We start from the raw sequence: 22,351 nt of genomic DNA, 5'->3' as shown, positions 1-22,351 counted from the left end.
ATTTAGTACGTTTGAACTAAATTCAAGCTAGCAAACCTTGACAAACTGTGCGCCAGGGTTTGGTGATAGCGTTAACCGCAGCATTGCCCGATAATGTACATCAATTTATCTAAATTGCATACAATATTAATTTTTTTGATTGATAAAACCTTCATTTTGTTTCAATGACAGTAAAAGTAGCCCTGGGCTATTGACGGTACTGTGGGCTTTGACTGTTGATGCAATCTGGGAAATGAGGATTCAGAGGATCGTCTATGGATGAGCAGTTACCAACGTCGGACCAGTCACCGGACCAGTCATCGGACCATTGGTACCAGCAGGGTGTGGTGTTTGATCGGCAGGGGCGATCGCAGCAGGCAATCGCCTGTTATTCGAAGGCGATCGATCTGCAGGTTGACTATTATGAAGCGTGGGTGCGACGGGGATTGGCGCTGATGCTGCTGGAAGATTTTCAAAGTGCGATCGCAAACTTTAATCAGGCCGTGGCTCTCAACCTGGAGCTTGATCTGGCCTGGTATCTCAAGGCATACTGCCACGCCCAAACCCAGACCGATGAGTTTGCCCTGCTGGCTTTACAAAAAGCCTTTGCCTTAAACCCCGGACAGTGGATTGAGATGGCTGCTCAGGAACCTGCCTTTAAAAGGCTTAGACAAGATCCCCGCTTTCAGGCACTGGCGGTTGATTAGGGCACAAACTCTGGTATGCAGGCGACAACTTCAATTCACACAGACGTATTTTTTGTCGGTGGCGGTCACACCCATGCCATCGTGCTCAGAAAAATTGGCATGGCAGGGCTGCCAGCTGGTGTTCGTCTGACGCTGATTACAAATCTGGTGGATACACCCTATTCGGGGATGTTACCCTGCCATATTTCAGGGCTGTACGATTTTGACCAGTCCCATATTGATCTGCGTCCTCTCACCCGGTTTGCCAACTGCCGGTTAATTATGGATGAGGTGGTACAGATTGATGCGGGCCAAAATTTGATCCACTGCCGTCACCATCCGCCGATGGCCTATGATGTCCTGTCCATTGACATTGGCAGTACGCCCGCAGCGGTATCGGTGCCTGGGGCAAAAGACCATGCGATTCCGGCTAAGCCGGTGCCCGCATTACTCAGGGCCTGGCATCAGTATCTGCAAGAGCTGCAGGCCCCACAGGCAAACTCAAAAGCAGATCCAGAGGCCACCATTGGCATTGTGGGTGGTGGGGTGGGCGGTGTGGAGCTGGCCCTAAATATGCAGATGCGTCTGCAGCAGCTGGTGGGGCAGCGGGCCACGGTGCATCTGTTTCATCGGGGGGCACGTTTGGCTACGGGGCGTAGCCGAGCCACCCAGCGTCAGCTGGCTAAGATTTTTCGCGATCGCAAGATCCACACCCACCTATCTGAGTCGGTCTGTAAGGTGGAGTCCATCGCCGGAGACCAGGTGCAGGTGCACTGTGAATCGGGGTTAAGCGTAGCGTGCGATCGCGTCTTTTGGGTCACCAATGCCAGTGCCGCCCCTTGGCTGGCCCACACGGGTCTCTCTACGGACAAAACCGGGTTTATTCTCGTAGGCGATACCCTGCAAACCCTGTCCCATCCCAATGTGTTTGCCGTGGGGGATGTGGCCACCATGGTGAACCATCCCCGCCCCAAGGCCGGTGTCTTTGCCGTGCGTCAGGGGCCGCCTCTCTATCAAAATCTGCAGCGTTATTTAGCCGGAAAATCCCTAAAGCCCTTTAAACCCCAGCGTCAGTTTCTCAACATTATTGATTTGGGGGCTGGCGGTGCGATCGCCTCTCGAGGCCGATGGTCGGCAAAGTCGAAGTGGTTTCGACGCTGGAAACATTGGATCGACGGCAACTTTATGGCGCTGTTTGATCAGTTTCCCGCCATGGACGAGACCGCTCAAACCCCGCCGAAAAAAAAATTATCCCATCCCATATCCCATCACTGTGCTGGCTGTGGGTCCAAGGTCGGTAGCCCGGTGCTGAGTCAAGCCTTAGCTCGCGCCAGGGCAGACTTTCCAGACATGAACCACTGGCCAAACCCGGTAAATGTGGGTTTAGAGTCCCCGGATGATGCTGCCGTCGTGGCTATCCCCGCTGGCAAACTGGCCGTACAAACCGTGGATCAGTTTCGAGCCCTGGTGGATGATCCCTATATCTTTGCCCAGATTTGTGTAAACCACTGTTTAAGCGACCTTTACGCCATGGGGGCCACCCCCCAAACGGTGCTGGCTCTGGTGACGTTGCCCTACGGGACCGATGCAATTCAAACAGAAACCCTCTACCAGCTGATGGCCGGCACGTATCAAGCCTTAGCCCCCTCCCAAACCTGGCTGGTGGGAGGGCATACCAGCGAAGGGCCAGAACTAGCTTTGGGGTTTGCCTGTAACGGTTGGGTATCCGAGCAAGAGATGCTCACCAAGCAAAATCTGCAGCCTGGTTTGAGTCTAATTTTGACCAAGCCCCTCGGCACAGGGGTGCTGTTTGCCGCCGACATGCAGCGGGCCGCCAAAGGACGCTGGATCGATGCGGCCATTACCAGCATGGTGCAGTCAAATCACAGAGCAGTCCAATGCTTGCGAGACCATGGAGTGGTGGCCTGCACCGATGTGACCGGCTTTGGGCTACTGGGTCACCTAAATGAAATGCTGGGGCCGGGTCTAGCTGTAGATCTAAATCTAGACGCATTGCCAGTGCTGCCAGGAGCCCATGCCTGTTTTGAGGCTGGCTACCTCAGTTCCCTCCATGGGCGTAATCAGCAGATTGAACAGCAGATTGAGCGCCAGGGACCCAATCTCAAGTCCCAGCCCAACTACCCGCTATTGTTTGACCCCCAAACCTCTGGAGGACTCCTAGCAGCAGTGCCCCACGAGCAGGTGGCTCGGTGTCTGAGCGCATTGCAGCACCAGGAATATGTCCACAGTCGGCATATTGGTGACATTGTCCCGGCGGGTTCAGGGCAACCACCTTTTACAATCAGAGGGTGAAATTCTTAAACTCCATTGGATTTCATCTGTCCTTTAGCTAACTATGTGGTGCCCCAGCTTCTCCCCATCGCTGATTTTTGGCAGGCCCCCGGTCCCATCTTGGATGTGCGCAGCCCCGGCGAATATGCCCAAGGTCATCTTCCCAATGCTGTCAGTTTGCCATTGTTTTCGGACGCGGAACGAGCCCAGGTGGGGACCTGTTATAAACAGCAGGGCAAAGAAACCGCCATTGAATTGGGTCTAGAGCTCGTCGGTCCCAAAATGGCTAGCCTAGTCAAACAGGCCAAGGCTTTAGCCCCGGAGCGTCAGGTGCGGATACACTGCTGGCGAGGGGGAATGCGTAGCAGCTCAGTGGGCTGGCTCCTAACCACTGGCGGCTTGGATGTGAGCCTGTTGACAGGGGGATATAAAGCCTTTCGGCAATGGGTTAGGGCCACATTGGCTACACCTCGCCTTGTGATTGTGGTGGGTGGCATGACCGGCACTGGCAAAACCGATATTCTCCACGCCCTGCGGGATTTGGGGGAACAGGTTCTGGATTTGGAAGGATTGGCCAACCATCGCGGCAGTAGCTATGGCTCCTTGATGCTGCCCCCCCAGCCCAGTACCGAGCAGTTTGAAAACCTAATTGCGGAACAGTGGGCTGGATTTTCCCCGCAGCAGCCTGTGTGGGTTGAAGCAGAAAGCCGACGGGTGGGCTCCTGTCGTATCCCCGATGAAACCATGAACCAGATGGAAGCTGCCAAGACCCTGGAAATAATTCGCTCTGAAGCCGAGCGCTTGGCCCTACTGGTGGAGGTTTATGGTCAAGCAGATGCGGACGATTTGGTGGCGGCGACTGAACGCCTACAAAAGCGTTTGGGAGGACTGCGGACCCAGGCAGCTGTTCAGCATATTAAGAGCGGTGAATTAGCAGCAGCGGCTGCCATTATCTTGACGTATTATGATCGTACTTACCGCCATGATCTGGTGCGTCGTGGGAAACAAATTCCCACCCTGGATGTATCTGGAATGTCAGTATTACAGGCGGCTAAGTATTTACGAGACCAATTAGATGGCTGGGGCTGGTGTAGCCGTTAAGCTCTTGCGAGCCTTTGTCTAAGGCGAGGCACTGACAGCTAGAAGTGGATCCTGTTGATTCTAGATTTTGAGCATATTGACATTAAGTCCATAACTTGAGGTGTTTGATTGATGATGAGCTATCTACAGTACGTAGCCCCTGCTGCCATTACCTTTTTGATCGCCCTATACGCCTTTTTTAAGGATGCTAAAGCATCAAAGGCAAGTGTTCTCAATTGGGCATTTGTTATTACTGTGGGTCTACTGTGGCCGATTACACTGCCATTCATTGTTTGGAAAAGGCTGTTGTTGATTTTTAGTCAAGATGACGTTGAGGTTATGTTGAGGAGCAGCCACTTGGTCTAGGGGGGATTCCCCCAGACAATCCGTTCTTAAGCCACAAGGCTACTCAGTCTCGGTTGTTCCATATGGGCTTCGGCGGTCTGCAAATGTTTGACCAGGGTGGCTTTAGGGATAGGGCCTTCTAGATGGTCCCAAGGTAGGGTTTGTTCAATCGGCCAGTCTGTATGAACATAAAAGTCTAGAGGCGGTAGCTGTCCTTTTAGTTCCTTAAAAGCACGGCGATAGCTGCCGAGGGAGTCACCGTAGTGGCGGGTGAGTTCCAAAAGTTTACCAACGCGCCGATCGCCTCGGGATATGAGGGTTTGTATAACTGACCAGTTATAGCTTTCAGGTCTAAAATCGATACCGTGCGATCGCAATTGCTTTTGTAAAAACTTGAGGCGTTTTTCGGCTTTGGAGTTCACACCGTACCATTGAAACGGCGTGTGGGCCTTGGGTACAAAGGTACTGCAGCCCAGGGTGAGGCGCAGCCCCTTAGCCGCCTGCTTAAGCTGTAGCATCATGGTGGCCGTGGCCTCAAGATCGGTCTCCGTTTCACCCGGAATACCTGCCATACCGTAGAGCTTGACGCTGCTTAGCCCCCCCGCTTTAGCATTGACGACGGCTTTTTCAATATCTGCGGTTTCCAGCTTTTTATTAATGGTTTCACGGATCCGTTCCGAGCCGCTTTCCACGGCAATCGTAATGGACTTAGTGCCGTGGTTTACCAGGGTCCTGGCCAACTTTTCATTAACGGTGTTGGTGCGCACAGAGGCAATGCTCAAACGCACATCGTCGTAGGCAGGCTGGTTAATGTGGTCCAATAGGTCCTCAAACCCTGGGTGCTGAGTTACAGATGCCCCCAATAGCCCCAGCCGTTTGGTCACCGTCAGCCCCCGTTCAATGGCCGGAATCAGCGATTCATTGAGGCTGGCGGTTCGAAACGGCAGGGTGAGATAGCTGGCCAGACAAAAGCGACACATTTCTGGGCAGCTCCGCACCACCTCCACCATAAAAATATTTTCCCAGGCAGCTTTCTCGGTGACCACCGTTGAGGCCAGGAGGACATTGCCTCGGTAGGTTTGCTTTTTGACGATGGCTGGGACACCGCTAACAGGCTCAATTTTTTGGATCGGCCCCGTGGGGTGCTCATACTGGGGTTGATAAAGACTGGGGATATAGATGCCCGGCACCTGAGCTAGAGCTTTAAGCTGCTCTGGCCGCTCGGCCCCTCGGACGGAGGCATAGGTATCGATAAAGGTGGGAATCAGATCTTCCCCATCCCCCAGAAGAATGATGTCAAAAAAGTCGGCAAAGGGCTCAGGGTTGGCGGTGAGAACGGGGCCGCCGCCAAAGATCAGGGGATGGTGGGGAGTGCGATCGCAGCTGCGTATCGGAATATGCTGCTGCTCAAGCAAATTCAGGATATTGATGTAGTCTAGCTCCCAAGAGACCGAAAACCCCATCAATTCTGGATTGCTAGGCAGATTATCAGTCACATCGGTAAACAGACGACCCACCGCTAGATCGCGACGCTGCGCCAGCATTGCCCAAATCACCTGGTACCCCAAACTGGTAATCCCGACGGAATACTCGTTAGGAAACGCAAACACGACAGGAATCGCATCGCTACTAGGAACAGCAGGATTAAATAGCAGATGCTCAGCTGAAAATACAGACGCAGTCAAAATGGGTGCTTATAGGGGGTGTGTCAGTGCCAGTTAGGGCTAAAAATGAAAGCCGGAATGATTAAAGATACATTGCCCCTGGAGTTGTTAGCTCCAGGGGCAATGCAGTTATTTTATCGCTCTGTCAGTAGTCAATGCAGTCAACATGCACTGCATTTTGACTAGTCTAAGCAGGCCAGTTGGTAGCAACCAGCTCAGCTAGGTCAACAACACGCTGACTATAGCCCCACTCATTGTCATACCAAGCGACGACCTTCACCATGTCACCATCCATAACCAGCGTCAGGCTGGAGTCAACGATAGATGAATCATCGGTTTTACGGTAGTCAATGGAAACTAGAGGCTCTTCGGTGTACCCTAAAACGCCCTTCATGTGGCCGTTTGCAGCCGCTTTCATAGCTTCATTGACTTCTTCTTTGATGGTCTTTTTCTCAACCTGTACCACCAAGTCAACAACAGATACGTTAGGCGTGGGTACGCGCATAGCAATACCGTTCAGCTTGCCCTTCATATCAGGAATAACCAAAGCTACGGCCTTAGCTGCACCCGTGGACGTAGGAACAATGTTGATGGCAGCAGCACGAGCACGACGCAGGTCGCGGTGGCTGGCGTCCAAAATGCGCTGGTCGCCTGTGTAGCTGTGGGTGGTCGTCATGGTGCCCTTGATGATGCCAAAGGAATCGTTGACCACCTTAACCACAGGCGCTAGACAGTTGGTCGTGCAGCTAGCGTTGCTGATAATCGGGTTTTTGCCGTGAACATAGTCGGAATCGTTAACACCGATCACATAGGTGTCAACGTTGCCACCCTTACCAGGGGCTGTAATTAGCACCTGCTTAGCACCGGCCTCAATGTGACGGCGAGCCCCTTCTTCGCTGACAAAGACACCTGTGGATTCAATCACAAGGTCAATGTCCCAAGCGCCCCAAGGCAGGTTGTTAGGGTTGCGGTCGGAACAACACTTGATAGTTTTGTCGCCGACGGTAATCGTATCGTCGGTGAAGCTTACATCTGCATCCAGGCGTCCCAACAGGGAGTCGTACTTCAGCAGATGACAAGCTGTCTTCGGGTCAGATGTGTTGTTGATAGCAACAATATCTAGACCGGTATTTTCTCTGGTCAACCAACAGCGTAAGAAATTGCGTCCAATGCGCCCAAAACCGTTGATAGCTACTCTAATCACTGCGCTTACCCTCTGTCGTACTAACTGAGTCAAATTAGCGTTTGCATTCGCAAAACTAATGATATCCCATTGTCTGAACGCCCTGGGAGCAGATATATCACAGTCAAATGCACAGGATAGTTGGCTCGCAGGAGCGCCAATGGATGATGATTCATGGCTCTTATCCACGCCCAAGGTAAAGCCTGAAATTTCTTCTTCTACGAAGAAACGCTAGTTTTGGACGTGGACAAGGGTTATTTTGAAATTAAGTATAATTGCTCACGGTATTGCCTTACAAGTTAGTCTCTGCAATTCCCGTGAAGTTATGACAAAGTCAAAACGCCCTCTAATCACCTCAGGGGCGCTATCTGGCAGCTATGCAAACTCGATGAAAATTGGTGCTGATAAACTACGCAAAAAAGCTGAGACTGCAGCGGGTGTGTATGGCCAGCCTCTAGATTCCTGGTATCATACGCCTGAAATATCTGTGCGTGGTGTGTGAGGTGAGTTTTATGCCAATGGCAGTTGATTTTAGTGGCAGGCCATTTCACTTTATTGGTGTGGGCGGTATCGGGATGTCAGCTCTGGCATACGTTTTGGCAAAGCGTCAGTTACCGGTATCGGGGTCTGATCGACACCTAACGCATATCACCCGCCGTCTGCAGGAAAATGGCGTCCATATTTTTTGGAGTCAGGAAGCTGAAAACATTACTCAGGTTGCCCAACCGTCAGCGACAGGTGGAGAGATGCTCCTGCCTCAGGTTGTCTGCTCTACGGCAATTGGGGCGAGTAATCCTGAATATAAAGCAGCTATCGATGCAGGCTGCTCTATGTTCCACCGTTCAGATATTTTAGCGGCGTTGATGAATGAGTCCCAGGGCATTGCGGTGGCTGGGACCCATGGCAAAACCACAACCAGTAGCATGGTGGGTTATCTACTCCTGAAAGCAGGGATTGACCCATCCATTGTGATTGGTGGTGAAGTGGCGGCATGGCAGGGGAATGCCTATGTCGGTACCAGTGACTATATGGTGGCTGAGGCCGATGAGTCTGATGGGTCTCTAGTCAAGCTGTCCGCTGCCATTGGCATTATTACCAACATTGAGCTGGATCATCCAGACCACTACAGCACCCTAGATGAGGTGGTGGGGATTTTTAATCATTTTGCCCAGCAGTGCGATGTGGTTATTGGCAGCGCTGATTGCAGCACGGTCCTCAACCAGATTAAACCTGGCATTACTTACAGTTTGCGGCAGGAGTCAGGGGCGGACTATATCGCCACTGATATTTGTGAAACGGCTCAAGGAACCACAGCTGCAATTTGGGAGCGGGGCCAGCGATTAGGGGAATTGCATTTGTCGATCTTGGGCCGTCACAACCTGAGTAATGCCCTGGCTGCGATCGCAGTGGCGCGCCGTTTGGGAGTGGAGTTTGATGCGATCTCAACCATCATGACCACCTTTGAAGGTGCCAAACGACGTTTTGACCCTCGCGGCTTTCACAACAGCATCCTGTTTATCGACGACTACGCCCATCACCCCAGCGAAATCAAAGTCACCCTGGCCGCCGCCAAAGTAAAAAGCACAGAAGTTTTACCCGAAGTCAGCCAGCGGCGAGTCGTCGCCGTCTTTCAACCCCACCGCTACAGTCGCATCACCACACTGCTGCAGGAGTTTGCCACCGCATTTACCGACGCCGACCAGGTCGTGGTCACTGACATCTACAGTGCTGGTGAGGCCAACGCCTCAGGCATTACCGGCGAAGACGTCACCAGCGCCATTGGGGAACATCACACCAATGTGGCCTATGCCGCCACCCCGGCCGACGTAAAATCCAAGCTATCGCTCATCTTACAGCCCGGCGATCTGGTCATTTTTCTAACTGCGGGCAATCTAAATCAGGCCATTCCAGACATTATGGAGTACCAAGCCAAGCAAGCTGAGCAAGCCGCTCTGACAAGCGTTTAGGACAAGTGTTTAGGATTCCCCACCCAGTTTTCCCATGGTCCTCGAAAAGCAATTAACGGCCACAGGTTGTATTGTTAAAGCTCAGTTTTCCTTAGCTAACCTGACAACATTTAAGGTGGGGGGACCCGCTGAATGGTTTGCTGCCCCCCGCAGCGTGGACGAATTGCAGGCCTGTGTACAGTGGGCCAATGCTGAAGGCTTACCCATCACCCGTTTGGGAGCGGGGTCCAATTTATTGATCAGCGATCGGGGACTGCCAGGATTAGTGCTCTGCACCCGCTATTTGCGCCATGTGGAGTTTGAATCCACGGGTAATGTCACCGCTGCCGCCGGTATGCCCATGGCCACACTGGCCTGGAAAGTGGCTAAACGCGGCTGGCGAGGCCTGGTGTGGACTGTCGGCATTCCAGGCACGGTGGGTGGGGCTGTGGTCATGAATGCGGGAGCCCACGGTAGCGATACCCAAACAATTTTAGTCAACACAGAGGTGCTCAATCCCGATGGCTCCCTGGCCATCCTCACCCCTGACCAGCTTCAGTTTAAGTACCGGACATCAGTACTGCAGGCCGATCCACGCATTGTCACTCGGGCCACATTTCAGCTACAGCCCGGCTACGATCCGCAGACCGTTCGGGCAGAAACCTCCGCTGACCTAGAACAGCGTCGTTCCACCCAGCCCTATCATTTACCCAGCTGTGGCAGTGTTTTTCGTAATCCTCTACCCAAAAGTGCTGGCTGGCTGATTGAACAGTCGGGTCTCAAAGGGTTTAAGGTGGGTCAGGCCCAAGTAGCTGAACGGCATGCAAACTTTATCCTCAACTGTGGTGGTGCCACCGCCACCGATATTTTTACGCTGATTCGCCACATCCAAGGCATCGTGGACGCCAAGTGGTCTCTACAGCTAAGACCCGAAGTGCAAATCCTCGGGGACTTTCAGTCTGCTTAAGTTGGCCTAAAATGGAAGGATAAAGGGGCATCCCGCGAGGGATGAGTCGTGGCTAGGGCAGGGCAATGATTGCAATTCCGGTCAGGGCGACGTATAGTTTGACAGTTAATTTAGTAAAATCAGGCCGCCAGTTATGAACAAAGGGCAAGGTTTTGGCTTCGGTCTTGGAAAAATGAAAGAGCTGAGCGAAGCCTTTAAGAAAGCTCAGCAGGTTTAAGAAGGAGCGACAAAACTTCAAGAAGAGATTGAACAAATGGAGATTGAAGGCGAATCCGGCGGTGGTTTGGTCAAGGTTGTCCTCAGTGGCAATCAAGAACCTAAGCGGGTTTCTATTTCCCCAGAGGCAATGAATGAAGGGGCCGAGGTGCTCTCTGATTTGGTATCAGCAGCAATGCGCGATGCCTACCTCAAGTCGACGGAGACCATGCGTGAGCGTATGGAAGAGTTAACCGGTGGTTTACAGCTACCAGGTCTGTAAAGCCACTATAAGAGTTCTAGCCAAAAGCGATTAGCGAACCGGTTGCTAATCGCTTTTAGTATATCTGCTGTCTATGATTTTTATGCCAGTGTTCAGCGAGTTTATGCTATGACGACCCGACTGTTGTTTGTGTGCCTAGGAAATATTTGCCGTTCTCCATCAGCCGAGAACATCATGAACTATTTGGTAGAGCAACAGGGACTCACTCAGCAGGTCAGCTGTGATTCGGCCGGTACATCGAGCTATCACATCGGTAGCTCTCCCGACAGTCGCATGGCCGCCGCTGCTAAAAAGCGAGGCGTTAAGCTAGTCGGACAGGCTCGACAGTTCATCGTAGAAGACTTTGATCAGTTTGATCTGATTTTGGCCATGGATGATAGTAACTATCGCAACATTTTGGCGCTTGACAGGTCTGGGCAATATGGACACAAGGTGAAGCGGATGTGCGATTTTTGCCAGGAGTACCCTGACCGCGACGTTCCCGATCCTTACTATGGTGGCGCGGATGGGTTTGACTATGTGATTAGTCTACTGATGGACGCTTGCAATGGGTTGTTGCAAGAGCTAGATGTGTGATGGCTCGGTCACTAGAGCGTGAGCACCTGACTAGTGTTGAAAGACAAAGTCATAGCCTGTGTAGGCCCCCTGTTCGTAGTTCACCCTGATGTGTTGCATGCCGCTGACCCATTAGCCCCCCTGAGAAACGAGTTAGCTGTTCTTGAGGGACTAGAACCAATGCCGCTAGAGCCATGCCGCACAGCCAAGCCAGGGGCTGCGATCGCATAGGCTGCTGTGGCATAGCAGGACCGCTGTTCCAAACGGTCCTGCTATGCCGAAATATATGCAGGGGAACGAGTCATGGAACACATGTCCTAAAAAATCTTGATACAGTCATAGTGCAAGTGAACTAATTTCGGCGCAACGCCAGTAGAAGTCTTCTTCTGGGCTGGGCAACATGGACAGACAGGATTTCCCATTATTGCGCGGCGGCTCAGCGGATACAGCTGCATCCGTCGGGAAAGTAGCGTATGCTTAATAACCTAGCTGTTTTACGATTGCAATATCTTGCACGCTTAAGTCGTGGTTAGCTCCCGTTCCATCGCAGCAGTCAAAAAGCGGTTACAACTCTGTTTTATTGTCTGTCTGTTGATAGGCGTTATTCTCCGCTGTACTAATGCCGCCCACAAAGTGTATTGGCACGATGAAGTCTTTACCACAGTGCGGGTATTGGGCCATCAAGGTCAGGTTATTGAAGACCAAGTACTCAAGAAATCTGTGGTGAGCGCCTCAGAGCTACAGGCATTTCAACAGTTTCCTGAAACTAGACGCTGGAGCGACACCTGGTCTGCCTTAGCAAGTCATCCTGAGCACCCGCCGCTATTCTATTTACTCGAAAGACTGTGGGTTGGTTTATTTTCCCCTTCGGTAACAGCGTTTCGGGCACTGGCCGTGATGTTTGGCTTAGGGCTTTTACCCCTAACCTATTGGCTGTGTCAGCAGCTATGGCAGGACCACTGGACCGGCCTAATCGCCACCTGTCTGATGGCATTGTCCCCAGTACAGCTACTCTATGCCCAAGAGGCACGGGAATATAGCCTCTGGGCCTGTTTGATTTTGTTGACCAATGGTTATTTGCTGCGGGTGATGCGTTCTCCCTGGCGATACTCCAGCGAGGCTGTTGTTGTGCGCTCCCCCAAAATGACTGTAGTACGTCAGTGGGGCCTATACAGTTTGAGCCTAGCACTGATGTTCTACACAACATTGCTCAGTGTATTGGTGGTGATAGCCCATGGTTTATATGTATTGATCAGTGGTTCAAGACATCAGTGGCAGCGTTGGGCTGTGTCTCTAGGCGCGGCGTTGCTGCTTTTTTCTCCTTGGATGGTGGTCATGGTTGGCAGGAGTGCCAAGCTAGAGTCAGCCACCGAATGGACCTCGTTTCGTCAGCCCCTGGGGCAGCTGGTTAGATTTTGGGGATTACACCTGAGTTCTACGGTGATTGATTTTGGCCTACCGATAGAAGCTCTCTATACCTATTTAGTGCCCCCCCTAGTCTTAGTGTTATTACTGGTAGCTCTGGGACAGCTGTTGCTGGTGACTCCCCCAACCACCATGGCCTTTTGCTTGATGGTGTTGATGGTGCCTGCCTTAGGGTTGATTCTCCCCGACTTGATCAATGGTGGTCAGCTTTCGATTAGCACTCGCTACTTTATGCCATCGCTGCTAATTGTCACCTTAATTCTGGCTGGCTGGCTACGACAGCTGATGCTGTCAGACCGCCGTGTTTATCGAGTTTGGGGACAGGGTATTTTTGCTCTTTTGTTAACGGCTGGGTTGGTGTCCGCCACCCTGAGTGCAGCCTCCTTCACCTGGTGGAATAAAAATAGCAGCTATCATGTCCACAAGATGGGAGAGGTAATTGGTCAATCAGAAAATCCGTTAGTGCTGAGCGAACTAACCTCTACGGGGTTAGGCAATGCCATTTCTCTGAGCTATGTGGTGCCCCCTGAAACGGCATTTGTTTTGTTCACATATGGGCAACTACCCGAAATACCGATGGGTTACAGTGACTACTTTGTTACTTATGCTAGGGGGGAACTGATTGATGCGATCTCATCCCAAACTGGAAAATCGCTCATCCCGGCCCAGGGTAGCTATGAACTCTGGCGACTCGAATAAATGATTTTTAGCTAACACCTAACTCGCCGAGGCTGCTCATCCGTTTGACATACTACAGTGAGCGCAGATTAAACTGCCCCTCAATGTTGAGAAACCCTGCTGACTTATCCACTAGGGTACACCCCAGTATAAAAAAAACTCAGCAGAATAGAAGAAACTCAGACGCACAATTCCTTAGAGATTCGTATGATTAGTTTAGAGAACAATTTTTTTTGAATTGTTTGTCGTAGAGTTTTGTCATGGGCGCTGTAGGTAAAACTACGGAGTATTTTTGTCCTCGCTGGTTTACGGGCTGAACCAATCTGTGTAATACACCACTAGCCAATAGTTGGCAGATAAAATCATGCCGGGGAGCAGCAACGCCCTACCATATTCCAAGGGTCATCTATCTCTATCTGCACACCGAAGATAGATTTAAGTTTGCGACATTGAATTAGACGCTGAAATTAGGCTTAAAAATACAATTTTAGGTGACACTTAATGGTTCCTGTATCTCAATATGATCGCCATTCTCGACTGCTAGGATCTACAGAGTTAACTGATATTTGGACAGCACGCTATTTTACGAAAAACTCACGGTTGCCAACAGATAGAGTGGACTTTAGCACCTGCCCCTTAGACTATGCAACGTCACCTACCGGTCGCAGAAAAACAGTTGAAAAACTCAATCGGCATATTCAAAATATATGCACTCTAGCTGCCATCAGGACTAAAGAGCTTTACACAGGCTACGAGATTTTAGAGCTAAAAGAAACGGCTAAACTCAGTCGGTTTGCGGCGCAAATTTATCCCTTACTACTGAATTTTTATCAAACAACTACGCCGATGATTATGGGATGCCAGCAAAAGCATCCAGACGTCAGGAATAAAGCATTGAATATTTTTGGAATTCCTGAGATGGATACCTTAATTAATATCCTAGATCCATACTTGGAAGTCTTTAAATCTCAACAAGATAGTCCAACAGACTGGCAGAAGCGGAGCTTTCTCACCACTCAGATTAGTATTAGTAATGAGCTGTTTCTAGAGGCTCTCAACTCTGTGGAACAGGTATTATTAAAGCCTTATTTTGATTTTCTAGAAGAATATGTGGGAATTCCCTGGCAACGACTGTGTATAGCAGCAGAAAACCATAGCTGCACATCTTCCACATTCACGCTGGTAGAGAAAATGTTGCTCAAGATCCCTGAGATTTCCATCGCTGTTTACCGGAAATGGTGTCAACAATTTAGCCACTATTATGGCCGTAGAGGTCGATTAGACCATCCAAGTGTGGTTAATTCTGCCTTACGAGACTTTGATATGTTCCAAGTCTATTTATGGATCTGTATGTTAGAGGGCAACCTGGAGGCCATTGAGCAGGAGCTGTTATTGCTATGCACATTAGTCTATCAGGGCATAGGTATTCCCTGGGAGATGACAGTTCGAGGGGTGGAGCTACTGATTGGCGAGATTTTAAGCCATTTAGATCTCAATGAACAGGCGCAAGCATTTCCCTATGTCCAGCAGATGTTAACAGCGTTTTCCAGAGTTAACCCTTAGTAACAGCCATTGCCTTAATCCGCACATCGCCAGTGAGTACCCGTGGCCGAAAGAGAGTTTTAATCAAAATCCACAGGGAGTGCAGTTCTCCCGGTGTGTTCCACCGTTGCCACTGGCCAGGACGACAGTACAATAGCTCTACTAGTTTCCGGGTTTCTGCCAGGGAAACCTGATGAAATTGCACCGTAACACAGGGAAATTCACCGTCATTACAAACTTCGGTCAAAACACCTTGGAGACTAATCAGGTCTTCGCTAATGGAGAGTTGCACCGGGCGCGTTTCTCCTGGGGCTAGTTGGGGCAGTCCTCGCTGAGTCAGCGTAATTACCGCACCAATTTCGGAAATGGCGGTGGTGGTGCCCCACCAAGTGCGCGCGCTGGTACTGTCACCTACCTGTATCCGCACCACTCGGCGCAGGTCGAACCAGTCATAGGGATTAGGCCGGGGAACATCCAACAGCACCAGTAGAGCAGCGCCAATCATCATGAGGTTGTATAGACTCCAAATCCAACCAATGCCCAGCCCCCGCAGATGGGCAGCGGCATCGGGGGTGACACCTAAGGCCCAGTTACCTCGGGCCAGACATTCGCCTAAATTTAACCAGATGCTACAGGCGGTCAGCACAAACATCAGCATCAGGGGCCAGGCCAAGCTCCAATTAAAGCGAAATCCCTGACTGGATGTGCCCTTAGGTGTGACCTTAAACCCTTTGCTAAAGGGGGATAGCATTGCCTGAACCACGGTCATGGCTAAGGGAAATGCCAGCACTAACGAATAGACATCTGAGAGAATGGCGGAGCGAGAATGGTGGTTAAGCCAGGAGAACACCGTAATTTGCACAAAGTAATACGGTAAAAAGAAATAGATAATTTCTTCTGGGGTGGAGCGAATAGGAATGACCCCAAACGCGTAAAAAAGCGGTGCGATCAAAAATATAATGCGCGAGATACTGGTAAACCAGTGCAAAATTCCTTCTAAATGGCCCAAGCGCTGGATAAATTTAAGGCCTGGAATGGTGAGTGGGTTGGTTTCAATAAAAAAGGCTTGGAGGGTGCCTCTAGCCCAGCGCAGTCGCTGGATCGCATGGGCGGTAATATTCTCAGCGGCCAGACCCGCGCTAAGTTTCTCATCTAGATAAATGATTTTGTATCCTTTTGAAGCCAGGCGAACAGCGGTAAAGTAGTCCTCGCTCAGAGAATCGGTGACAAACCCACCCGCAAATTCTAAGGCGCTACGGCGGGTGACAAAGGAGGTACCGGAGCAGACAACGCTACCCACACCGTCGCGCATCGGCTGGATTTGCCGATAAAATACTTCTTCCTCGGGGGTGAGAATATCCTCTAGGCCCAGGTTTCGAGCAATGGGATCGGGGTTATAAAAGCTTTGGGGTGTCTGCACCAGCGCAACAGTGGGGTCTTGAAAAAAACCGACGGTGCGCAAAAGAAAGTTACGGGTGGGGACAAAATCGGCATCAAAGGAGGCGATCAGCTCGCTTTGGGTGTTTGCGATCGCATCATTCAAATTTCCCGCCTTGGCATGGTCATTGTTGGGCCGGGTGCGATACTCACAGCCTAGGGTCTCCGCCAGCCGTTTGATCTCAGGGCGGCGGGTGTCATCCAGCAGATAGATGGTTTTATCGGGATAGTCCATGGCCTGACAGCCGATGATGGTACGCCGCAGGATAAACTCAGGCTCATCGTAGGTGGGAATAAACACCGCCACCGACGGCAAATATGAACGGTCCATCACCGCTAGCTGCATCTGATCCGCCTGCGCCCGGCGATCCCTAACCCGCAGCAGCAGTACTAACTGAATAATACTGGCTAGCAATCCCAACATTTCCATGACAAACAGCACTGTACTAGCCGTGCCATTTAGGGGATCGTTAAAATTTAGCGTCGATAGACTGCGCCAGATGACATAGCGCCCCACCAGGATGAGCAGTACCGAAACAACCAAAGTCCGCGACCAGGGCTTTGGCTGGGGGGACAGACGGGTAATCACCACCGCAAAGACAAACAGCGCTATGGTGGGAAAAATCAAATAATGGCCCGCCACCATGGGCACCTCTAGCCACATGGGGGGCGACTGTTGCAGCAAATTGAGCTGAGCAAAAATGCGGCTAACCTGACCTGCACCGGAAAACCAGGCAAAGGCGATGCCGAGTGCGATCGCAACGACAGTCCCCATAATTGCCGTAGCGTTCGGAATAGAAAGCGGCCATCGTAGCGGTGGTTTACTGGTCCGAACCATCGATTCATCCATATGACATCACGCATACTATAGCCAAATCTATAAAAAGATACGGTTATGAACTGATCCCTCTCATAAAATCAGATTCAGCTCTCCATATCTCTTTAATAGGTTGCATACGGGCCTGAAAATTAGCTGAGATATCCGTAAATTATCACCCCCCAACTTTTCAGCTAGCCATCAGCTTTTTTTGTGATTTTCATCATGCAGCGAATTTCTAGTCCGTTTACAGTAAGGCTGTCTAGCAAAGAGAAAAAACAATGGGCATCAACGACTGGCTTAGACTCACGCACCCAGCCTTGGCTGTAATTGTGGTATTCCCGCTGATTGGGATGGTAACGAACTTTGCCTGGCAAACACGTCAGCGCCGTTTAGCCGTACAGGCTAAAGAAAAATCTAAAATCCCTCCTGTCGTAGGAAAAGAACATGTCAATCTAGGTAAATGGTTAACCGGCTCCGTAGTTGGTTTGGCACTGCTAGGGCTGGCACACCCCATCATCAAAACCATTGTCAAAAATAATGTGCTAGCAGAGAACCCCGGCAAAGTAGCATTTATCGCCGTAATGTTTGTGTTTACAGTCGGTTCGCTGGTATGCCTATATCGCGCTACAGCCCCCCAGAAACTGTGGCGGGGACTGTTTGCGACCCTTTCAACCGCCGGGCTTTGGATTTTAGGGGCTCAAGACGGCGTCTTTCGACGGACTTACGAGTGGCAGGTATCTCACTACTACTACGGCATGGTTGCTGCCACGCTGATGATTATCTCGCTGGCCATCTTGCCAGAGATTTACAAGTCAAAGACCTGGCGCAAGGTGCATATTGCGCTAAACTGCATTGCGCTGTTGTTATTTATTGGCCAAGGGATTACGGGAACAAGAGATCTGTTGGAGATTCCCCTAAGCTGGCAAGAACCGTTTATATTTGGCTGTGATTTTACCAACAAAACCTGCGGTGGGTAGAAGTTTTCAGGGTGATGTGAGCTATTCTGACCATACGCCAAACTCATTTCCACTGGGCTCGGTAAAATGAAATCGACGTCCCCCCGGAAACGAGAATATCGGCTTAACAATCACACCACCCGCTTCCTCTATTTTGGCCTGGGTTGCTTCTAAATTTTGACTATAAATAACGATCAGCGCTCCCCCTGTCTTCGGAGATGATGCTAGATCAGCCTTAAAGAAACCACCGTCCACACCCTGGTCAGCAAAGGCGGTGTACTCCGGCCCAAAGTCCTCAAAAGACCAGCCAAATACTTGGGTGAAAAATGCCTTTGTCGCTGGAATATCTTTAGCCGGTAGTTCAACGTAGTTTATCTTGCCAGGTGCGTTCATTGTATTTACCATTTTCGCAGGGTTTTCATAAAATATCTAACAGGTTCAATATCTCATTACCCGTTTCTTCTGCCGTCTTACCTTTGGTATATACCGTAAATTTAGCCAGCTCATAGTTAGAAGGATGTCTGACAAAGTGTTCATTGGTGTTGCGAATGTCATCGGGTAGCTCCTGATTACGCTCATTGAGAATTTGTAGCGTCTCATCTAAATCTGGCGATGGCAGCAGCAGCACAACATTAGGGTAGGGTGCCAATGCTCTCTTGACTCGTTCAAACAGCAATGCATCCTCGTATACCGAGTGGCCCGCCCCAAAATCGATCACACAGTTTTGGTGTTCAGACAACAGCCTTTCTACAGCATACGCTTCAAAAGGTTTCCAATACTGAATAATCCCCCAAGCTCCTTCAGTTTCACGTTTTTGTTGGGCCAGGGCGTCATCATAGCCAATTTCTTTATAATAGTCCCATCGCTGTGTGTCCATTGAGCATTGGGGCAGGCCAAGCTTCTCTGAGAGCAAAGACCCGATCGTGGATTTTCCAGCTCCCTGGGGGCCAATAAGAATAATATCTGACACCATACTAGATTGAATCGTATATCCCTTATCAGGATAGCAATAGATGTTCTCTAGTATTGTTTTCTTCCTATCGTACTGTTTCCTTTACGGACAGGGATACCCTGGGGGCTTCTTGATCTATTCCCCAGAAACATTATGACAAAGCCTGTAACTGGGTCGACAAAGACTCGACAAGGGGAAGAACTGATACCAGCTCAGCTGCATTTTTTCGCCACTTTTGAGGATCAGGAGGCGTTACGGTAAAGCGTGAATGAGGCAGGTCAGTCATCGTCACTTGTGACAATTTAGTGTCAAAGGGAATCTCCATAAACTTGCACAGTTGTTGAACGTGCTGTCGAGGCTCTGCGATGAAATCTTCGTGCTTAACGACGCACCATTGCGACTGTGGTAACCTCTCTAGGGCCGTCAAAATCGACTGATTGGCGCTTTGCCATTGAAATGCAGCGATTTCAGCTAAAGATGCTTGTTTCAATGTTTGCCATCCCGGTGGTAAAAGCAACGACCAGGGTAGACCTGACCAATCAGGTAGATTTTTATAGGTAACAAATCGGCCTGATTTCCAAGCTTCCATAATGCTGCTGATATTGGCGGCGGGTTGACGGTGCAGAAAAATAAATTTTGCATTAGGAAAGATACTGCGTAAGAAGGGAATCCGCAGTGCATTTTTAGGCGTTTTTTCTAGAAAGCGAATCCTTTGAGGCCGATCTTCTAGCGCTAAATAACGATTACCATGACAGTTTTGTAGCGATAAGACAAAATTTTGCATGAGTTGTTGAGCGATCTCAACCTTGGCATCAGCGCCAGTTAATTGATTAGAGTGATAGCCTCGAGTAGCCGGGTTGAGGTCATCAATACTTTCAATGTGCTGGTGACTTTCTCTCCCTACTGTCCATAATGCCTGAGACTGGCTCAGGGTCTCGAACAATAATGTGGAACCTGAACGGGGCGCAGCCACAATAAAAAAGGGTTTATGAAAAGCCACCCGCAGGTGTTGTGTCGATGGCTGTACAGCAGTCGCAATAACGGCTTGCTTTCGTGGCTGGCGCTGCGGCTGAGAGCGTTGTTGAGGCACAGCTGAGGGATGCACCATAGCGCCTAGACGTAGCTTGAGAATTCTAAACGCCGAAGCCCCATTGGTGGTGATCCGAAGATGCTGACTGACTGAGCGAGCAGCCGTTAATGTGTGTCGATTGAGCTGGGTATACATGGAGTAGTCCGGTGGATTACTGCCGTGCAGTAACCATAGCGATCGCCAATCAAGACAGTGTTCCTTGAGCAACTGTTGAAATACTTCAATAGTGTCACTCTCAGTATCAAGGCTGGCTCGCCCATCACGAACGTCATTACTTAAATCTTGTAGCGCTATCTCCACTTCACTGGGATCTGCCACCCGTGAAGGTTGAGCTTGTTCGGTCATCAGCGTGACCTGAGACTCTGGACTAAACGGCACCCACGACTCCGGAAGTGCTGCGTCGGCTAATTCTACAGCAGTGACTTTGCGCCAAAAACTGGCCGAGCCACAGGTGTCAAACACTAGATGAATTCGATAGGTATCACTATTGTGAATCACTTCATGGGTTTGCCAGTTATCAAAAATCCAGGCTTCTCCAGAAGCCATATGTACGGATTTGCCGTTACAAACAAAACGGACGGATGGCTCCGTCAAAATTGGAATATGGATACGAGTCCGGCGAAACCAGTAGTAGTTAGAGTCAAAATGGGCTGGCACAGAACACTGAGGCGCTAACCGCATCAGTCGCGACCGGCCAATCACAGCCTCAAAACTTGTCAACACCTGCTGCATGTAAGGACAGCGTTGGAGCTGCGGTGTCGGCAACATTCTCCCAGCCAGGTCATCGTTGTTCTCCCCATCCGCAGACACCAGCGAAATAGCACTATTACCCGCGTAATCACTGGGGTGCGATCGCCACTCTGATTCCTCAAAAGACTGGGCTTCTAGCGCTAGCTGCTCAGCATCAAAGTACCAAGGCAGCTTGATAAATTCACGATTTAACTTCATGAGAGCCAGGGGATTAGGGAAAAGAGAATCACCGACTAGACCTATCTTAAATCAGAAAATCGCTTAATCAAGGGACGCACGACGTTCAATCTGCTAGCACAGTCAGACTCTTCAGCACAAGTATTTTTTGTAGACGGAGTGCTCATCACATGCCTAACCTCAGGTGCTCCCCCCCTTAACTAATCTCGATATCCTTAACTTGACTTGACCATATTTTTTGTATTTTTTTTCATATGAACTTATATGGTGATCTATTTCGAGTAGTTACCATCGCCGTTAGTATAGAAAGGCTAGCGTAAGTATATTTACGCAAGGCCTAGTAAACTGTCAAAAGCTTTTTTCAGAAGATTTTATAGTGTGCCTATGAAATGTCCTCAATGTGCTCGCTGGATTCAGATGGGTCTGGCCGTTTTAACCAGTAGCTTGGCCAGTGCCGTTAATGCCGCAACACTAGAGGACTATACAGAAGCTCCCGGAATTGAGCTTAGATCCACCATTCTGACATCCTCCGTTCAGGAGATGACGGCTATATCTGCGGAGAAGGTGCCAAGAGTTCCTGAGAGTGGGGACAGCTTTACTACGTCTCCAGAGATAATCTCTAAACAGCTGACGACCGATTCTCCGTTAGCTGATTCTCCGTTAATTGCAGATGAGCTATCTGAGAGGGCAATCCCAGACAGTAACAACAGTCTGGCAGTTGAGGCTAGAACACGTCAACATCTCTCCCAAAGAAGTGTCTCCCAAAGAAGTGTCAGTGTCAGCCCGACAGATAATGTAAACGGGACTATCCCTGCAGAAGCCATTCCCAGAACAATTGTGCTTCCTCCTGCAGTACCTGATACAACGGCTGATACAGCGCCTGATACAGCGCCAGTATCTGAGGAAATCTTGGTTGCTCAGACTATGCCGGACGATGCACTAGAACCTGAGGCATCAGAGCCAACCCGTTCTAATGCCTCAAGTAACTTAGTGCAGGCCACGGGAACCGCCACAAACTTAAAGATCAAGCCATATTTTAACGCTAACTATAACCTGTCAGGAGGGCATGATGGATTTGCTGGTTTAGAGGCGTTTTATCCAGTAATTCAGTCCCCCGGCAACAATGTTGGCTTCCTCACCGGTCGCCTTACCCTCGATGTCAACGGTGACGTTGGTGGCGGGCTACAGGCTGGATATCGAGCCCTTTTCAGCGAAACGACCATTTGGGGTGTCTACAGCGGGTTCGATATCCGAGAAACAGGTGACAACACTTTTGGACAGCTCGGGCTTGGGGCAGAGCTGTTGCTGTCTCTTATACAAATCTTACGCTGCCGACGACGCAGAGAGTG

19 protein-coding genes and 1 pseudogene are annotated in these 22,351 nt (G+C 50.3%); 13 read left to right on the top strand and 7 right to left on the bottom strand.

All coding sequences use genetic code 11. The features are described from left to right. Positions 1-254: 254 nt before the first annotated feature. The 4 genes from IQ260_RS09920 (at position 255) to IQ260_RS09905 (ending at position 4,403) form a co-directional block, all read left to right on the top strand. On the top strand, positions 255-686 hold the full coding sequence (locus IQ260_RS09920; protein ID WP_193992946.1) for a tetratricopeptide repeat protein: 432 nt from the start codon (positions 255-257) through the stop codon (positions 684-686). A gap of 15 nt (positions 687-701) precedes the next feature. After that, positions 702-2,978, top strand: a complete 2,277-nt coding sequence (gene selD / locus IQ260_RS09915) for a selenide, water dikinase SelD (protein ID WP_193992945.1) — start codon at positions 702-704, stop codon at positions 2,976-2,978. 15 nt (positions 2,979-2,993) lie between these two features. Next, the gene (gene mnmH / locus IQ260_RS09910; protein WP_228015805.1) at positions 2,994-4,058 is read left to right on the top strand and encodes a tRNA 2-selenouridine(34) synthase MnmH; all 1,065 of its coding nucleotides are present in this window, start codon (positions 2,994-2,996) and stop codon (positions 4,056-4,058) included. A 111-nt stretch (positions 4,059-4,169) separates the two neighbouring features. Beyond that, complete coding sequence (locus tag IQ260_RS09905) at positions 4,170-4,403, top strand: hypothetical protein (protein WP_193992944.1); 234 nt, start codon at positions 4,170-4,172, stop codon at positions 4,401-4,403. Between the two features lie 26 nt (positions 4,404-4,429). Here the strand turns inward: IQ260_RS09905 and IQ260_RS09900 are convergent, their stop codons facing one another. Together IQ260_RS09900 and IQ260_RS09895 are read right to left on the bottom strand one after the other, a co-directional pair. Further along, positions 4,430-6,067 carry a B12-binding domain-containing radical SAM protein gene (locus tag IQ260_RS09900; protein ID WP_193992943.1) on the bottom strand — a complete coding sequence of 546 codons (1,638 nt, stop codon included), beginning with the start codon at positions 6,065-6,067 and terminating at the stop codon, positions 4,430-4,432. Between the two features lie 166 nt (positions 6,068-6,233). Then, positions 6,234-7,250 (bottom strand): type I glyceraldehyde-3-phosphate dehydrogenase, encoded by a 1,017-nt coding sequence (locus IQ260_RS09895; protein WP_193992942.1) that lies wholly within the window; start codon positions 7,248-7,250, stop codon positions 6,234-6,236. A 304-nt stretch (positions 7,251-7,554) separates the two neighbouring features. On the opposite strand from IQ260_RS09895, the gene IQ260_RS09890 reads away from it, so the two are divergent. The 5 genes and pseudogenes from IQ260_RS09890 (at position 7,555) to IQ260_RS09870 (ending at position 11,196) form a co-directional block, all read left to right on the top strand. After that, positions 7,555-7,731, top strand: coding sequence for a hypothetical protein (locus IQ260_RS09890; RefSeq protein WP_193992941.1), 177 nt, complete (start codon positions 7,555-7,557; stop codon positions 7,729-7,731). A gap of 16 nt (positions 7,732-7,747) precedes the next feature. After that, the gene (gene murC, locus IQ260_RS09885) at positions 7,748-9,196 is read left to right on the top strand and encodes a UDP-N-acetylmuramate--L-alanine ligase (protein ID WP_322744928.1); all 1,449 of its coding nucleotides are present in this window, start codon (positions 7,748-7,750) and stop codon (positions 9,194-9,196) included. Positions 9,197-9,230: 34 nt separating this feature from the next. After that, positions 9,231-10,142: a UDP-N-acetylmuramate dehydrogenase gene (gene murB, locus IQ260_RS09880; protein ID WP_193992939.1), complete on the top strand. Its 912-nt coding sequence runs from the start codon at positions 9,231-9,233 to the stop codon at positions 10,140-10,142. Between the two features lie 232 nt (positions 10,143-10,374). After that, positions 10,375-10,620: pseudogene (locus IQ260_RS09875) on the top strand (YbaB/EbfC family nucleoid-associated protein); the annotation flags it as partial. 108 nt (positions 10,621-10,728) lie between these two features. Beyond that, positions 10,729-11,196 (top strand): low molecular weight protein-tyrosine-phosphatase, encoded by a 468-nt coding sequence (locus IQ260_RS09870; protein WP_193992938.1) that lies wholly within the window; start codon positions 10,729-10,731, stop codon positions 11,194-11,196. 49 nt (positions 11,197-11,245) lie between these two features. Here the strand turns inward: IQ260_RS09870 and IQ260_RS09865 are convergent, their stop codons facing one another. Then, positions 11,246-11,419 carry a hypothetical protein gene (locus tag IQ260_RS09865; RefSeq protein WP_193992937.1) on the bottom strand — a complete coding sequence of 58 codons (174 nt, stop codon included), beginning with the start codon at positions 11,417-11,419 and terminating at the stop codon, positions 11,246-11,248. Between the two features lie 281 nt (positions 11,420-11,700). Between IQ260_RS09865 and IQ260_RS09860 the strand changes: the two genes are divergently transcribed. Continuing rightward, positions 11,701-13,299: a glycosyltransferase family 39 protein gene (locus IQ260_RS09860; RefSeq protein ID WP_193992936.1), complete on the top strand. Its 1,599-nt coding sequence runs from the start codon at positions 11,701-11,703 to the stop codon at positions 13,297-13,299. Between the two features lie 480 nt (positions 13,300-13,779). After that, positions 13,780-14,841 (top strand): hypothetical protein, encoded by a 1,062-nt coding sequence (locus IQ260_RS09855; protein WP_193992935.1) that lies wholly within the window; start codon positions 13,780-13,782, stop codon positions 14,839-14,841. On the opposite strand, the gene IQ260_RS09850 is transcribed toward IQ260_RS09855, so the two are convergent. Beyond that, the gene (locus IQ260_RS09850; protein WP_193992934.1) at positions 14,831-17,095 is read right to left on the bottom strand and encodes a glycosyltransferase family 2 protein; all 2,265 of its coding nucleotides are present in this window, start codon (positions 17,093-17,095) and stop codon (positions 14,831-14,833) included. The genes IQ260_RS09855 and IQ260_RS09850 overlap by 11 nt on opposite strands. Before the next feature lie 260 nt (positions 17,096-17,355). Between IQ260_RS09850 and IQ260_RS09845 the strand changes: the two genes are divergently transcribed. Then, entirely contained in the window at positions 17,356-18,054 is a 699-nt protein-coding gene (locus IQ260_RS09845; protein WP_193992933.1) for a DUF4079 domain-containing protein, read from the top strand. 21 nt (positions 18,055-18,075) lie between these two features. On the opposite strand, the gene IQ260_RS09840 is transcribed toward IQ260_RS09845, so the two are convergent. The 3 genes from IQ260_RS09840 to IQ260_RS09830 form a co-directional block, all read right to left on the bottom strand. Continuing rightward, positions 18,076-18,438, bottom strand: a complete 363-nt coding sequence (locus tag IQ260_RS09840) for a VOC family protein (RefSeq protein ID WP_228015801.1) — start codon at positions 18,436-18,438, stop codon at positions 18,076-18,078. Between the two features lie 13 nt (positions 18,439-18,451). Then, on the bottom strand, positions 18,452-19,006 hold the full coding sequence (locus IQ260_RS09835; RefSeq protein ID WP_193992932.1) for a shikimate kinase: 555 nt from the start codon (positions 19,004-19,006) through the stop codon (positions 18,452-18,454). Between the two features lie 130 nt (positions 19,007-19,136). Continuing rightward, on the bottom strand, positions 19,137-21,023 hold the full coding sequence (locus IQ260_RS09830; RefSeq protein WP_193992931.1) for a sulfotransferase: 1,887 nt from the start codon (positions 21,021-21,023) through the stop codon (positions 19,137-19,139). Positions 21,024-21,386: 363 nt separating this feature from the next. On the opposite strand from IQ260_RS09830, the gene IQ260_RS09825 reads away from it, so the two are divergent. Continuing rightward, positions 21,387-22,351: hypothetical protein (locus IQ260_RS09825; protein ID WP_228015798.1), on the top strand; the 965-nt coding region annotated here is incomplete at its 3' end.

Origin of the sequence: Leptolyngbya cf. ectocarpi LEGE 11479 (genome assembly GCF_015207065.1) — a bacterium.
Taxonomy (GTDB): Bacteria; Cyanobacteriota; Cyanobacteriia; order Phormidesmidales; family Phormidesmidaceae; genus Leptothoe; species Leptothoe ectocarpi.
This window is presented reverse-complemented; position numbering and strand designations above follow the sequence as displayed.